The 13017-nt window shown below is 70.8% G+C and carries 12 protein-coding genes, 3 tRNA genes and 1 pseudogene; 8 read left to right on the forward strand and 8 right to left on the reverse strand.

Annotated elements, in window-relative coordinates:
• Positions 1–25 precede the first annotated feature (25 nt).
• The 4 genes from P2L57_RS20505 to P2L57_RS20520 are packed head-to-tail and all read left to right on the forward strand — an operon-like array spanning position 26 to position 3528.
• The gene (locus tag P2L57_RS20505; protein ID WP_275816609.1) at positions 26–349 is read left to right on the forward strand and encodes a DUF742 domain-containing protein; all 324 of its coding nucleotides are present in this window, start codon (positions 26–28) and stop codon (positions 347–349) included.
• The gene (locus P2L57_RS20510) at positions 327–926 is read left to right on the forward strand and encodes a GTP-binding protein (protein ID WP_275816611.1); all 600 of its coding nucleotides are present in this window, start codon (positions 327–329) and stop codon (positions 924–926) included. The genes P2L57_RS20505 and P2L57_RS20510 overlap by 23 nt, the downstream gene beginning before the upstream one ends.
• On the forward strand, positions 923–2443 hold the full coding sequence (locus tag P2L57_RS20515) for a cytochrome P450 (RefSeq protein ID WP_372515808.1): 1521 nt from the start codon (positions 923–925) through the stop codon (positions 2441–2443). The genes P2L57_RS20510 and P2L57_RS20515 overlap by 4 nt, the downstream gene beginning before the upstream one ends.
• The gene (locus tag P2L57_RS20520) at positions 2428–3528 is read left to right on the forward strand and encodes a cytochrome P450 family protein (RefSeq protein WP_372515823.1); all 1101 of its coding nucleotides are present in this window, start codon (positions 2428–2430) and stop codon (positions 3526–3528) included. Before P2L57_RS20515 ends, P2L57_RS20520 begins: the two co-directional genes overlap by 16 nt.
• 48 nt (positions 3529–3576) lie before the next feature.
• Here P2L57_RS20520 and P2L57_RS20525 read toward each other — a convergent pair whose 3' ends face one another.
• Together P2L57_RS20525 and P2L57_RS20530 are read right to left on the reverse strand one after the other, a co-directional pair.
• Complete coding sequence (locus P2L57_RS20525) at positions 3577–4440, reverse strand: alpha/beta hydrolase (RefSeq protein ID WP_275816614.1); 864 nt, start codon at positions 4438–4440, stop codon at positions 3577–3579.
• A 101-nt stretch (positions 4441–4541) separates the two neighbouring features.
• Positions 4542–4751 (reverse strand): annotated as a pseudogene (locus P2L57_RS20530) (XRE family transcriptional regulator); the annotation flags it as partial.
• A 22-nt stretch (positions 4752–4773) separates the two neighbouring features.
• On the opposite strand from P2L57_RS20530, the gene P2L57_RS20535 reads away from it, so the two are divergent.
• The gene (locus P2L57_RS20535) at positions 4774–4995 is read left to right on the forward strand and encodes a hypothetical protein (RefSeq protein WP_275816616.1); all 222 of its coding nucleotides are present in this window, start codon (positions 4774–4776) and stop codon (positions 4993–4995) included.
• Positions 4996–5133: 138 nt separating this feature from the next.
• Entirely contained in the window at positions 5134–5313 is a 180-nt protein-coding gene (locus P2L57_RS20540) for a hypothetical protein (protein ID WP_275816618.1), read from the forward strand.
• A 268-nt stretch (positions 5314–5581) separates the two neighbouring features.
• On the opposite strand, the gene P2L57_RS20545 is transcribed toward P2L57_RS20540, so the two are convergent.
• From P2L57_RS20545 to P2L57_RS20555, 3 genes are all read right to left on the reverse strand, one after another.
• Positions 5582–5658: transfer RNA gene (locus P2L57_RS20545), tRNA-Ile, on the reverse strand.
• A 166-nt stretch (positions 5659–5824) separates the two neighbouring features.
• Positions 5825–5897: transfer RNA gene (locus tag P2L57_RS20550), tRNA-Asn, on the reverse strand.
• 5 nt (positions 5898–5902) lie between these two features.
• Positions 5903–5975 (reverse strand) — tRNA-Asn (locus tag P2L57_RS20555).
• A gap of 210 nt (positions 5976–6185) precedes the next feature.
• On the opposite strand from P2L57_RS20555, the gene P2L57_RS20560 reads away from it, so the two are divergent.
• Both P2L57_RS20560 and P2L57_RS20565 read left to right on the forward strand, forming a co-directional pair.
• Positions 6186–6485: a YtxH domain-containing protein gene (locus P2L57_RS20560; protein ID WP_275816620.1), complete on the forward strand. Its 300-nt coding sequence runs from the start codon at positions 6186–6188 to the stop codon at positions 6483–6485.
• Between the two features lie 45 nt (positions 6486–6530).
• A complete protein-coding gene (locus P2L57_RS20565) occupies positions 6531–7985 on the forward strand; it encodes an FGGY family carbohydrate kinase (protein ID WP_275816622.1) in 1455 nt (484 codons plus the stop codon).
• A 6-nt stretch (positions 7986–7991) separates the two neighbouring features.
• On the opposite strand, the gene P2L57_RS20570 is transcribed toward P2L57_RS20565, so the two are convergent.
• The 3 genes from P2L57_RS20570 to P2L57_RS20580 all read right to left on the reverse strand — a co-directional run bounded on the left by P2L57_RS20570 (position 7992) and on the right by P2L57_RS20580 (position 12567).
• Positions 7992–9251 carry an RNA polymerase sigma factor gene (locus tag P2L57_RS20570; RefSeq protein WP_372515810.1) on the reverse strand — a complete coding sequence of 420 codons (1260 nt, stop codon included), beginning with the start codon at positions 9249–9251 and terminating at the stop codon, positions 7992–7994.
• Between the two features lie 95 nt (positions 9252–9346).
• A complete protein-coding gene (gene dnaG / locus P2L57_RS20575; RefSeq protein ID WP_275816626.1) occupies positions 9347–11236 on the reverse strand; it encodes a DNA primase in 1890 nt (629 codons plus the stop codon).
• Positions 11237–11292: 56 nt separating this feature from the next.
• Positions 11293–12567 carry an NAD(P)/FAD-dependent oxidoreductase gene (locus tag P2L57_RS20580; RefSeq protein WP_275816628.1) on the reverse strand — a complete coding sequence of 425 codons (1275 nt, stop codon included), beginning with the start codon at positions 12565–12567 and terminating at the stop codon, positions 11293–11295.
• Positions 12568–13017: the final 450 nt, after the last annotated feature.

Here is a 13017-nt window from a genome sequence, read left to right on the forward strand (position 1 = left end):
CCCGCCGGGCAAGAAGAGAGGGCTGGTGCGGCCGTACGTCATTACCGACGGCCGCGCTCACCCGACCCGCAACACCCTCGATCTGGTGACCCTGGTGATCGCCGCGGGCGGTGAGACAGGCGGCTTAAGCCCGGAGAAACGCCGCGTCATGGAGCTGTGCCGGGGCGGATCGCTGTCCGTCGCCGAGGTGGCTGGACATCTGCGGATCCCGGTGAGCGTCACCAAGGTCCTGCTGAGCGACCTCGTGGACAGCGGCCACATCGTCACCCGCTCCCCCATCCCGTCCGCTGAACTCCCCGAACCCCAGATCCTGCAGGAGGTCCTCGATGGGCTCCGTGCTCGCCTCTGACGGCGTCTATCTGCCCGACACGGTGCAGACCGCGGTCAAGCTCCTCGTCGTCGGGCACTTCGCCGTGGGCAAGACCACGTTCGTGGGCACCCTGTCGGAGATACGGCCGCTGCGCACCGAAGAAACGATGACCCAGGCCGGTGCGCTCACCGACGACCTGGCGGGCGTTCCCGACAAGACCACCACCACCGTCGCCATGGACTTCGGGCGACTGACCCTCAACGACCATCTGGTGCTGTACCTGTTCGGCGCGCCGGGACAGCGGCGCTTCACCCAGCTGTGGCGGGACATGACGTACGGCGCACTGGGCGCACTGGTACTCGCCGACACCCGGCGCCTGGAGCACTCCTTCGACGTGATGGGCCTGCTGGAGGAGCACGGCCTGCCGTACGCGGTCGCGGTCAACCACTTCGACGGCGCACCGGTGTTCGCCGAGGAGGAGTTGCGCGAGGCGCTCGACCTGCTCCCCGAAACCCCGCTCGTCACCTGCGACGCACGCGACCGCAGGTCGTCCACGCAAGCGCTGATCTCGCTCGTCCAGTACCTGTACTCCCGCAACCGCCAGGAGCGCGCGTGACCAACCGCCCCCCGCACGACGCCCTTCCGCCCCCCGGCTGCCCCGCACACGCGGCCCGGCAGTCCGGTTACCCCGCGCACCCGACCGGATCGGGCGCGACACCGCTGTACGGGGCGGACTTCGCCCGCGACCCCGGCAGCGTCTACGACCGTCTGCGGCAGCAGGGCCCGCTGGCGCCGGTGGAGTTGGGGCCGGGCGTCGACGCCACCCTCGTCACCGGCTACGACGCGGCGCTGCAGGTGCTGCGCGGCACCGAGACGTTCGGCAAGGACGCCCGCCGCTGGCGGGCGCTGGCCGACGGGCGGGTGTCACCGGACAACCCGGTGGTCCCGATGATGACCTGGCGGCCCAACGCCCTCTACGCGGACGGCGACCGGCACCGGAGGCTGCGCGGCGCGATCGACGACTCCCTCGCGAGGATCGACCCCAACGCGTTGCGCGGCTATGTGGAACGCAGCGCCGACGCGATCATCGACCGGATCGGCCCGACCGGTCAGGCGGATCTGCTCGCCGACTACGCCAGGATGCTGCCCCAGTTGGTGATGAACCAGATCTTCGGCTGTCCGCCCGACCTCGGCGACCGGCTGGCGGAAGGCATGGGCGGGATCTTCGACGGGGTGGACGCCGAGAAGGCCGACGCGCTGCTCACCGAGACCCTGATCACCCTGGTCCAGGAGAAGCGGCAGCGACCGGCAGCGGATCTGACCTCCTGGCTGATGGCCCATGAGGCGCGGCTGACCGACGAGGAGATGATCCACCAACTCGTCGTGCTGATGGGCGCGGGCAACGAGCCGATGCACAACCTGATCGCCAACGCCCTGCGGCTGCTGTTCGCCGACGACCGGTTCGCCGGAAACCTGGGCGGCGGCGGTCTGCCGGTGGAGGACGCGCTCGACGAAGTGCTGTGGACCGACCCGCCGATGGCCAACTACGGCGTGCACTACCCGTTCTACGACACCGAGGTCGCCGGCTACCGGCTGCACGAGGGCGAGCCGGTGGTCATCAGCTTCGCCGCCGCGACCACCGACCCCACGCTCGCCTCCGACCAGCGCTCCGGCAACCGAGCGCACCTCGCGTGGAGCGCGGGACCGCACTCCTGCCCGGCGCGGCGCGAGGCGCGGATCATCGCCGCGGTCGCCATGGAGCGGCTGCTCGACCGGCTACCGGACATCGAACTGGCGGTGCGCGCCGAGGAGTTGCAGTGGCGCCCCGGCCCCTTCCAGCGGGCCCTCACCGGGCTCCCGGTGCGCTTCCCGCCGGTCGCCGCACCACTGCCGCCACCCGCGCCGCCCGTAGCCCAGCCCGGGTACGGGCCGATACCGGCGGCCGCACCGGCCGCGGTATCCGCTTCGCCGTCCGCTCTGCCCGACGAGACCCCTGGAGACAGCCGATGGACAGCCAGCCCCACGTCATCGACCCGGCCGGCCGCGACATCGCCGGAGAGGCAACCAGGATCGCGCGGCGCGGCCCGGCGACGCGGGTGGAGCTCCCTGGCCAGGTGGTGGCGTGGTCGGTAGGCCGCACCGACCTGCTCAAGCAGCTGCTGACCGACCCCCGGGTCTCCAAGGACTCCCACCAGCACTGGCCCGCCTTCATCAACGGTGAGATCCCGCAGGACTGGCAGCTGTTCACCTGGGTCGCGGTGACCAACATGTTCACCGCGTACGGCGATGACCACCGGCGGCTGCGCAAGCTGGTCGCCCCGGCGTTCACCGCACGCCGCACCGCCGCGCTGCGGCCGCGGATCGAGGAGATCACCGCGGGCCTGCTGGACCGGCTGGCCGCGGTGCCGGACGGCGAACCCGCCGATCTGCGCGAGGGGTACGCCTACCCCATCCCCATCCAGGTGATCTGCGAGCTGTTCGGCGTCCCCGAGCACCAGCGCGAGCCGCTGCGCAGGGCCGTGGACGGGGTGTTCGCCACCACCAACACCCCCGAGCAGGCGCTGGCCAACTACAACCTGATGTACCAGATCCTGCGGGAGCTGGTCGCGATCAAGCGGGCCGAACCGGGCGACGACATGGCCAGTGTGCTGATCGCCACCCGCAACGAGGACGACGGCACCCGGCTGAGCGAGGACGAACTGGTCGACACCCTGCTGCTGGTCATCAGCGCCGGGCACGAGACCACCGTCAACCTCATCGACAACGCGATCCACGCCCTGCTCACCCACCCCGAGCAGCTGGCGCTGGTGCGCTCCGGCCGGGCCTCCTGGGACGACGTGATCGAGGAGGCGCTGCGGTTCCGTGCGCCGGTGGCGCATCTGCCGCTGCGGTACGCGGTCGACGACATCGAGCTGGAAGGGGTACGGATCGCCAAGGGGGATGCGATCCTCGCCAACTACCAGGCGGCGGGCCACCATGGCGACCGGGCGGACCAGTTCGACATCACCCGCCTGGACAAGGAGCATCTGGCCTTCGGCCACGGCGTCCACTTCTGCCTGGGCGCCCCGCTGGCCCGGCTGGAGGCGGCCATCGCGCTACCGGCGCTGTTCGACCGCTTCCCCGATGCCCGACTGGCCGTTCCGGCCGAGGAGTTGCAGACGGTGGAGTCGTTCATCTCCAACGGTCACCGCTCACTGCCGGTGCTGCTGGGAGGCTGAGGCGGCCGGGCGGTCCGAGTCCGAGCAGGCGCTCGGACCGCCCGGCGCTCATCCGGTACGGCGCGCCAGCCCGTCCAGGATCTCGACCAGCTCCGGGCCGCGCAGCAGGGCCCGGACATGCCCACTGTCGATCGAGTGCACATCGAAGGGGTTGTCCGGGGTGAGCGCGTCCGCCTCCTTGATGAAGCGGTCCTGAAGCGCCACCGGCATGGTCCGGTCACCGGTCAGCCGTACGTAGGAGCGCGGCACGCGGCCCCACGTGGCCGCGTCCACCTGGGTGTCCGACGAGACAACGGCCAACGACTCGTCCGGCTCCAGGGTGTTGAGATGGGCGAGGAACTCCTGGTCGGTGCCGTCGGCCAGCAGGGCTTCCTTGAGCGCGGCGAGCAACGCGGTGTCGGAGGTACGCCAGTTGAGCCGTAGCGCGCCGAGCTGCGCGGGATCGCCCACCAGCAGGCCCACGGTGTCGCCCAACTTGCTCTCGGCGTTCTCCGGTGACTGCGAGTACTCCGCCGCCGACATCCTCACGCAGCACCACGCGGAGACATAGACCAACCGGTCGATCAACTCCGGTACCACCGCGGCGACTGCGCTGAGCGTCAGCCCGCCGAGGCTGTGCCCGACCAGCACCACCGGTCCGTGCTCAGCCGCCCGGCACACGATCCCGGTCACCCGCTCGACGTTGTCGGCGAGCGTCACCGAGGCCATGGCGGACGGCGACTGCGCCAGGGCGGCGGGATCCTGCGGCGCCTGGTACCCGGCCGGGAAGCCCGCCTCCACACCGTGCCCCGGCAGGTCGACGGCCACCGCCCGGTGCCCCAGCAGGGCGAGTTCGCGTTGCACCACGCTCCAGATCGAGGCGTTGCTGTTCTGGCCATGCACCAGCACGAAGGTCACGGTCACATCGATCATGCTCCCAGGTCGCCCGGCATCGGGCCACCGATTTACGGTGTGGACGATGCCGGAAGAATCCGGCCCGGGAACCAGCAGGATCAGCACTTTCGCACGTCCGGCTACGGACGACGGTTGTACGCCTCCACGGTCGCCTTGTTCGTCGAGGCACTCTGGAAGACCAGCTCCCAAGGGCCGGTGTTGACGTCCATCTCCTTACCGAAGCCCACCCATTTGCCGACGATGCGGCGCCCGGTCGGCTCGGCAAGCATCTGGATCGCCCCGTGATAGCGGGCACCCCGGTAGTAGCCGTCATCCGCGGTCTGCAACGACCGGCGTCCGGCGTTCACCACCATGTTCAACGCCGTCCGCAACGTCGGCGCCGACGTGCTCCGCGTGGTTATCGACCACGACTGGTACCGGCTCTCCCGCGACGACGACGCCCGCGGCCTGTTCACCCGCCGCATCATCCATCTGGGCGCCACCGTCGAGACGTGCGACGGGGAGCAGCGCCGGGCCGACGGTACGTACACGACGCCCGGCGGTCCGCCGACAGCGGCAGCCGTCACCTCATGAAGGGCGTCTCAAGCATTCTCGTCGAGCGTCGCGGCGGCCGGGCCTTCGCCGCAGTCGGCCAGCTCGCTGTGGCCGCAATCGTCGTTCCGCTCTGCATCTGGGCCACGTGCCCACACCCTGAGCCCGAAGTACGCCGCGGTGCCGGCCGCCTACGAGGCGGCCCGGGAAGAGCACCGCTACTGGCGGCCAGGGCGTATCGAGCGGCCGAGGCGGCCCGCCCGATGGTGCGACGGGTTCACTCTTGTCGCGGACCTGGTTACCGAGGACACGACCGTCGTGCCCCATGATCTGCCGCCGCAGGAGCCCGAGCGGATCTGACGCGACGCCGCACCGAACGGCCCCGTCCGTGCGCCCTGACCCCCTGAGGCGCACGGGCGGGGCCTTCTGGTTTGCGAGGCTCGTCATATCCAGGGCGGCCGTCCGGGTGGAGCGGTCGGGATACGCCGTCAGGTGCCTGAACTCGCTCGCCTGCGTATCGGCCGAGCTGCGGCCGAGCCAGCCATCTCCGCACTTCCCCCAGGTACACCCGGGGGAAGTCTCGGCGTGGCTCCACCGCAGGTGAAATCGTTTCTGCAGGATGGAGTCCTGGTGGGGCGTGTGGGACTCGAACCCACGACCGACGGATTATGAGTCCGCTGCTCTAACCGGCTGAGCTAACGCCCCGTACGGCGTGCCGTGCTTTGCCGTGCACATCGTCTGCCGCAGCATAGCCGCTCATACGATCTGTCGCCCTCACGGGTCACACACGCACGACTGGGAGGACTTCACCCGCCGGGGATCGGTTCCCAACCATACAAATAAGGACCCCGAAGGGGGTCCTTGAGCTGTGCTCCCCCGACTGGACTCGAACCAGTAACCTGCCGGTTAACAGCCGGCTGCTCTGCCAATTGAGCTACAGGGGACCGAGCTCCCCCGACTGGACTCGAACCAGTAACCTGCCGGTTAACAGCCGGCTGCTCTGCCAATTGAGCTACAGGGGAATGCTCCGCGTGCCTCGAACGCACCCACATCCGGGCTGGCCCGGCGGCGTGCGCTCGCTGCGACACATACATTAGCGCAAGCAGGAGGGTGCTCCGCCAACCGGTATCGCCACGGTTGCCGTACGGCTACAGCGGGTAGGCGCGGAGCGCCGGATCGGTGCATTCTGGCGGAGCGCACCAGGTACGCCAGAACGAGGGAAGGGTGGAGTCATGCGCTATCGGCTGACGTTCATCGCCGGAGCCGCCGTGGGCTATGTGCTCGGGGCGCGCGCCGGGCGCGATCGGTACGAGCAGCTACGCAAGACCGCCCAGCGCATCGCGCAGAACCCCGCGGTGCGCAACACCGTGGAGTCCGCGGGCCAGCAGAGCCGGGAACTGGCCGGAAAGGCCGCCGACGCCGTGGCCTCGCGGATCGACGGACGGCTGCCCGCATCGATGGGCGAACGGCTGCGCTCGCTGCGCGAGCAGCGCATGTCGGACGAGGACGACTGGGGCACCAGCAACACCTGATCCCCGGATTCGCGACGGCGGTCGAATACGGCATGATCTGGCCCTATGGGGATAGTCGCCGGTTTGGACAGCTCGACCGCAGGAACCACCGTCGTCGTATGTGACACCGACACGGGTGCCGTGCTGCGGCAGGGGTACGCCCCACACCCCGCCGAAGGGGACGGCAAGCAGACCGAGGCCGATCCGCAGGCCTGGCTGCTCTCGCTCGGCGAGGCCGCCAAGGACGGGCTGCTGGAGGGCGTTCAGGCGATCGGCGTCTCCGGGCAGCAGCACGGGCTGGTGGCGCTGGACGCGGGCGGAGTGCTGGTACGTCCGGTCCTGCTGCGCAACGACCGGCGGGCACAGGTCGCGGCAGCCGACCTCACCGAGGCGCTGGGGGGACCCGCGGGCTGGGCGGAGGCGGTCGGTTCGGTCCCCGAGGCGGCGTATCCGGTCTCGAAGCTGCGCTGGCTCGCCCAGCACGAGCCGGCCTCGGCGCAGCGGACGGCGGAGGTACTCCTTCCGCATGACTGGCTGGTGTGGCAGCTGCTGGGCCGCCCGGCGCGGCGCACCACTGACCGGGGCGACGCGTCCAGCACCGGCTACTGGTCCGCGGCGGCCGGCGGCTACCGCGCCGATCTGGTGGAGCTCGCGCTCGGGCACCGGGTGCGGCTGCCCGAGGTGCTGGGGCCCGCGGAGGCCGCCGGGCACACTCCCGAGGGGCTGCTGATCTCCGCCGGTACCGGGGAGAACATGGCCGCCGCCCTCGGGCTGGGCCTCGGCCCCGGCGACGCGGTGGTGGCGCTGGGTGCCTCCGGCACCGTCTTCGCGGTGCACCACGAGGCGCTGAACGACCCCTCGGGACTGATCACCTCGCTCGCCGACGCGACCGGCCACCACCTCCCCGTGGTGCAGACCCGTAACGCGGTCCGGGTGCTGCGCGGCGCCGCCGACCTGCTGGGTACCGATCTGTCCGGCCTGTCGGAACTCGCGCTGCGGTCCACCCCGGGTTCGTACGGGCTGGTGCTGCTGCCCTATCTGGAGGGCGAGCGCACTCCGCAACTGCCGCACACCGCCGGGCTGTTGGCGGGTCTGCGGCGCGAAAGCATGAAGCCCGAGCACCTGGCGAGGGCCGCGTTCGAGGGAATGCTGTGCGGGCTCGCTGACGCGCTGGACGTGCTGCGCGGACGCGGTGTGGCGGTGCGCCGGGTCTTCCTGCTCGGCCCCGCCGGTGAGCTGCCGGCCGTGCAGGCGATGGCACCCGCGGTCTTCGGGGTGCCGGTGGTCGTGCCCCCGCCCGCCGACTACGCGGCGCTGGGCGCGGCCCGCCAGGCGGCCTGGGCGCTGGGCGTCCAGCACGGCTCGCTGTCGCCGCAGGATCCGCCGCACTGGGAGTCGGCGGTGCTCTCCGGCAGCCGGGTGGCCGAACCGGGTGACGAACTGGCCGCCGGCTCATCGGTGCGGCAGCAGTACCGGGCGGTACGGGACCAGACGCACCCGGGGGCCTTCGCGGTCGTCTAGCGGCGGTCAGTCCAGGTATCCCCGCAGTTGGTCGGCGAACGCGTGGTCGCGCAGCTTGTTGAGCGTCTTGGACTCGATCTGGCGTATCCGCTCCCGCGTCACACCGAAGATCCGGCCGATCTCCTCCAGCGTGCGGGGACGGCCGTCGACCAGCCCGTAGCGCAGCTGTACGACCTTCCGCTCGCGTTCGCCGAGCGTGGACAGTACGGCTTCCAGGTGCTCGCGCAGCAGGAGGAAGGCGGCGGACTCGACGGGGGACGCCGCATCGCCGTCCTCTATGAGGTCGCCGAGGGCGACGTCGTCCTCCTCGCCCACCGGCGCGTGCAGGGAGACCGGCTCCTGTGCCAGCCGCAGGACCTCGGTGACGCGCTCCTCGGTGAGGTCGAGTTGGGCGGCGACATCGGCGGTGGCCGGTTCGAAGCCGCGCTCCTGGAGCAGTCGGCGCTGGACGCGCACCACCCGGTTGATCAGCTCCACCACATGGACCGGAACCCGTATGGTGCGCGCCTGGTCCGCCAGGGCCCGGCTCATGGCCTGGCGGATCCACCAGGTCGCGTAGGTGGAGAACTTGTAGCCACGCGCGTAGTCGAACTTCTCAACCGCCCGGATCAGACCGAGGTTTCCCTCCTGGACGAGGTCGAGCATGGTCAGCCCGCGTCCGACGTAGCGCTTGGCCACCGAGACGACCAGCCGCAGATTGGCCTCTATCAGGCGGCGTTTGGCCATCCGGCCCTCCACCACGAGTTGGTCGAGATCGCCGGCGAGCCGGGAGTCCAGGTCGGCGGCGCCGCTCAGCTTCTCCTCGGCGAACAGTCCGGCCTCGACCTTGCGGGCCAACTCGACCTCCTCGACGGCGGTCAGCAGCGGAATGCGGCCGATCTCGCGGAGGTACTGGCGGAAGAGGTCGGCCGACGGGCCGGACACCTCGCCCTGGAAGGGGCGTTCCGCCTCCGGCACTTCGCTCACGTCGGGCACCGCGGTCCCCGCGCCGTCGAGTACCGGCTCGGCCTCGGGGTGCACCGCCGCGTGACTTTGCTCAGGCACACGTTCCAACGTGGTTTCGACGGGGGCGAGTTCGGTGGCACGGTCGGCTTGGGGGACGAGGGTCTGGGTCTGCACAGGGACGGCCTCCACACTGAGCGCGGTCACGGACTCGGAGGCGTGCGGCAGCGGAACGGGCACGGCCAAGCCGCTGTCCGTCCGGGAGTACACCGTGAGCGGATGGCCGGGGGGTTCTGGCGTTCCGCGCTCCGAGGACTCAGGCACCGGACCCAGTGTGCGGTACGACACCGCCCGACTACGAGGGGTGTGCGGTCAGTTTCTTCGGTTCCCGTTACCCGCAGCGCTCACCCGACTACGTTTCACAGGCCCGCGGCGCCCTGGTGACGCAGTCGGTTGCCGTACTGCTGCAGTGCCCACAGCTCGTTCTGCACGGCGCCGATCCGCGCGGGGTCGGCGCGCGGGCCGAGGCGGGCGAGGTCGGCCCGCAGCTCGCTCTCCCGGCGCTTGACCGCCGCCAGCCGTACGCTCACCAGCACCTCGCCCGCGTAGATGTCGGGCGCCTTGTGCATCACCGGCTCGACGGCCAGTTCGGTGACCATCGCGCGCACCGAGTCATCGGGCACCGCGTCCCTCACCCGGGTGAGGTATTCGGCGTCGGCGGCCGTCGCTCCCCCGGCTTCGGCGATGGCCCGGCGGACCGCCGCATAGGGCGCCGCGGTGAACTCGTCCTCGCCGTAGGCGTCGAACGCCGGGGAGACCAACTGCGGGTACTGCAGTGCGAGTTTCAGCAGTTCACGCTCGACACGATGGTGCGGGCTGCGCAGATCGAGCCGGGGGCCGGTGGGTCGCGGCGCGGCCTGCGGCTGGGCGGGCGCGGAACGGGAGGAAGCGCGCCGGCGGTCCGGCTGCCGACGGCGCTCGCGCTGCCAGCGGGCGAGTTGGCTGACCCGGCGGACCACGAAGCCCACTTCCAGGATGCCGAGCATCCCGGCGAGTTCGACGGCGTACTCGTGCTGGATGGCGGCGTCCTTGATCCCGGCGACGATCGGCGCGGACTCCTCCAGCGCTGCGGCGCGGCCCTCCGCGGTGTCCAGGTTATGCCGGGCGACGGTTGACCGGATGGCGAAGTCGAACAGCGGCAGTGCCTGGTCGACGAGATTGCGCACCGCCCCGTCGCCCTCGGCGAGCCGTAGTTCACACGGGTCCATACCGCCGGGGCTGACCGCGATGGAGGTACGGGCGGTGAACTTCTGGTCGTCCTCGAAGGCGCGCAGCGCGGCGCGCTGACCGGCCGCGTCCCCGTCGAAGGTGAAGACCACCTGCGAGCCGGAGTTGTCCATCAACACCCGCCGGAGGATCTTGATGTGATCCTCACCGAAGGCAGTGCCGCAGGTGGCGATGGCGGTGGTGACGCCCGCGAGGTGGCAGGCCATGACATCGGTGTAGCCCTCGACCACCACCGCGCGGCCGGACTTGCCGATGTCCTTCTTGGCGAGGTCGATCCCGTAGAGGACCTGGGACTTCTTGTAGAGCGGGGTCTCCGGTGTGTTGAGGTACTTCGGTCCGTTGTCGTCCTCGCGCAGCTTGCGCGCGCCGAAGCCGATCACTTCACCGGTGATGTCGCGGATCGGCCAGATCAGGCGGCCGCGGAACCGGTCGATGGGACCGCGGCGGCCCTCGCTGGCCAGCCCGGAGAGCAGCAGTTCCTTCTCGGAGAAGCCCTTGCCGCGCAGGAAGCGGACCAGGTGGTCCCAGCCCGCCGGTGCGTAGCCGACGCCGAAGTAGCTCGCGGCCGCCTGGTCGAAGCCGCGGTCCGCGAGGAACTTCCGGCCGATCTCGGCCTCGGCGCCGCCGAGCTGGTCGACGTAGAACTGCGCGGCGATCTTGTGCGCCTCCACCAGCCGGGTGCGCTCGCCCTGCTGGCGGCCGGGCGTGTAGCCGCCCTCGTCGTACCGCAGGGTGATCCCGGCCTGGGCGGCCAGCCGCTCGACCGTCTCGGAGAAGGAGAGGTGGTCGAGCTTCATGACGAAGTCGAGGGTGTCACCGCCCTCCTGGCAACCGAAGCAGTAGAAAAGTCCCTTACTCGGACTCACCTGGAAAGAAGGGGACTTCTCATCATGAAAAGGGCATAGCCCCTTGAGGTTGCCGCCGCCCGCCGGACGGAGTTGAAGGTACTCGGACACCACGGCGTCGATCGGGACCGCGTCCCGAACCGCCTTCACATCCTCATCCCTGATCCTGCCCGCCACGCCAGAATTCTACGGTCGAGATCTGACAGCGGCGCCCGGGATGGTGATCACGTCGATCACTCCAGGAAGGCGGTCAGCACAACGCCCGGGTCCGCGAGGCGGTCGGGGTCGACGGCGCGGCCGGAGCGGATGAGCTCCTGCAAGGTCTCCGTCACGTCCCAGACGTTCACGTTCATCGCGGCCTGGACGTGGAACCCCTCGCCGCCCTGCCCCAGCCAGAAGGCGATGAACTCCCGCTTGCCGACATCTCCACGGCACACCACCTGGTCGTAGCTGCCCGGCGCCACATGCCCGGAGAACTCCATGCCCAGGTCGTACTGGTCGGAGAAGAAGTACGGCACGCGGTCGTACGACACCTCCTGCCCCAGCATCGAGCGCGCCGCCGCGGGCCCCCCGTTCAGCGCGTTCGCCCAGTGCTCCACCCGCAGCCGCAGGCCCAGCGTGGGGTGCTGGGCGGCGGCGCAGTCGCCCGCCGCGTAGATGTCGGGTTCCGAGGTACGCAGCGCGGCGTCGACCGCGACACCGCCGCCGTCGGCGCGGGCGGCGAGGGTGAGACCGGCCGCCTCGGCGAGCGCGGTGCGCGGTGCGGCGCCGATCGCGGCGAGCACATCGTGCGCCGGATGCTCCTCGCCGTCGTCGCTGCGGGCGGCGAACACCACGCCGTCCTGGCCGGTGATCTCGGTCAGCCTGGCGCCGAAGTGGAACCGGACCCCGTGATCCCGGTGCAGCTCGGCGAAGACCGCGCCGAGTTCGGGGCCGAGGGCGGCGTACAGCGGCGTCGACTCGGGTTCCACGATGGTGACCTCGGCGCCGTACTCGCGTGCGGCGGCCGCCACCTCAAGGCCGATCCAGCCCGCGCCCGCGATCACCAGGTGGCCGTTGTCACGGCCGAGCGAGGTGAGGACGCCGCGCAGCCGTTCGGCGTGCGCGAGGCGGCGCAGGTGGTGCACGCCGACGAGATCGGTGCCGGGAATGTTCAGCCGCCGCGGCTCGGCTCCGGTGGTGAGCAGCAGTTTGTCGTAGGTCAGCGCGGTGCCGTCGCCGAGGGTGACGGTCTTGGCGACGCGGTCGAGGTGGACGACCGGCTGGCCGAGGTGGAGTTCGATGTCCGCGCCGGCGTACCAGGCGGGTTCGTGGACGAAGACCGAGTCGCGGTCGTCCTTGCCCAGCAGATAGCCCTTGGACAGCGGGGGACGTTCATAGGGGTGGTCGCGTTCGTCGCCGATGAGGATCACCCGGCCGGTGAACCCCTCGGCCCGGAGGGTCTCGGCTGCCTTCGCCCCGGCCAGTCCGGCCCCTACGATGACGAACGTCTGATGTGCGTCGACCACTGTGCGCCTCCTCGCGCGGAATCCCCCGGCGAATCCGTCTTCAGGGAGCGTCCCGCACGGCGCGGCCCGCGTGAAGGGCGCCGCACCGCCGGGCCGCCCGGCCTGTGTCGATCTCCATGGTGCAACGCCGGGGGTGACGGGTCACCCCCGGCTACGGCATCGAATCTCCTGGCCGGGCCCGCTTGGCGGGGCTTCGTCGGGGTACGGCTGGTTCAGCACCGCCGGTCCGTGGCACGGGGGTTGATCACCGCTGCGGCGGCACGAGGCGCTCCGCTGCGGTGGCCAGAGATTCATCGCCGCGGCGATCGCGCGACCGCCGGGGCGCCTTGTCGTGGCTGATCGCCGTTGCGGCGACAAAACAGGCTCCAGTGCGGCGGCACGAGACTCTCCGCTGCGGCGGCACGATGAATCCGCCGCGGCGGCGAGTGACCACGGCGTGGCAGACCGGCG

Source organism: Streptantibioticus ferralitis, from assembly GCF_029223525.1.
Lineage (GTDB): Bacteria > Actinomycetota > Actinomycetes > Streptomycetales > Streptomycetaceae > Streptantibioticus_A > Streptantibioticus_A ferralitis.

What these genes read in the sequence shown, in the direction of transcription:
- P2L57_RS20525 (WP_275816614.1), bottom strand. Translation starts at nt 4,440, where the DNA reads ATGATCGATGTGACCGTGACCTTCGTGCTGGTGCATGGCCAGAACAGC.
- P2L57_RS20565 (WP_275816622.1), top strand. Translation starts at nt 6,531, where the DNA reads ATGGGGATAGTCGCCGGTTTGGACAGCTCGACCGCAGGAACCACCGTC.
- P2L57_RS20510 (WP_275816611.1), top strand. Translation starts at nt 327, where the DNA reads ATGGGCTCCGTGCTCGCCTCTGACGGCGTCTATCTGCCCGACACGGTG.
- P2L57_RS20560 (WP_275816620.1), top strand. Translation starts at nt 6,186, where the DNA reads ATGCGCTATCGGCTGACGTTCATCGCCGGAGCCGCCGTGGGCTATGTG.
- P2L57_RS20535 (WP_275816616.1), top strand. Translation starts at nt 4,774, where the DNA reads ATGTTCAACGCCGTCCGCAACGTCGGCGCCGACGTGCTCCGCGTGGTT.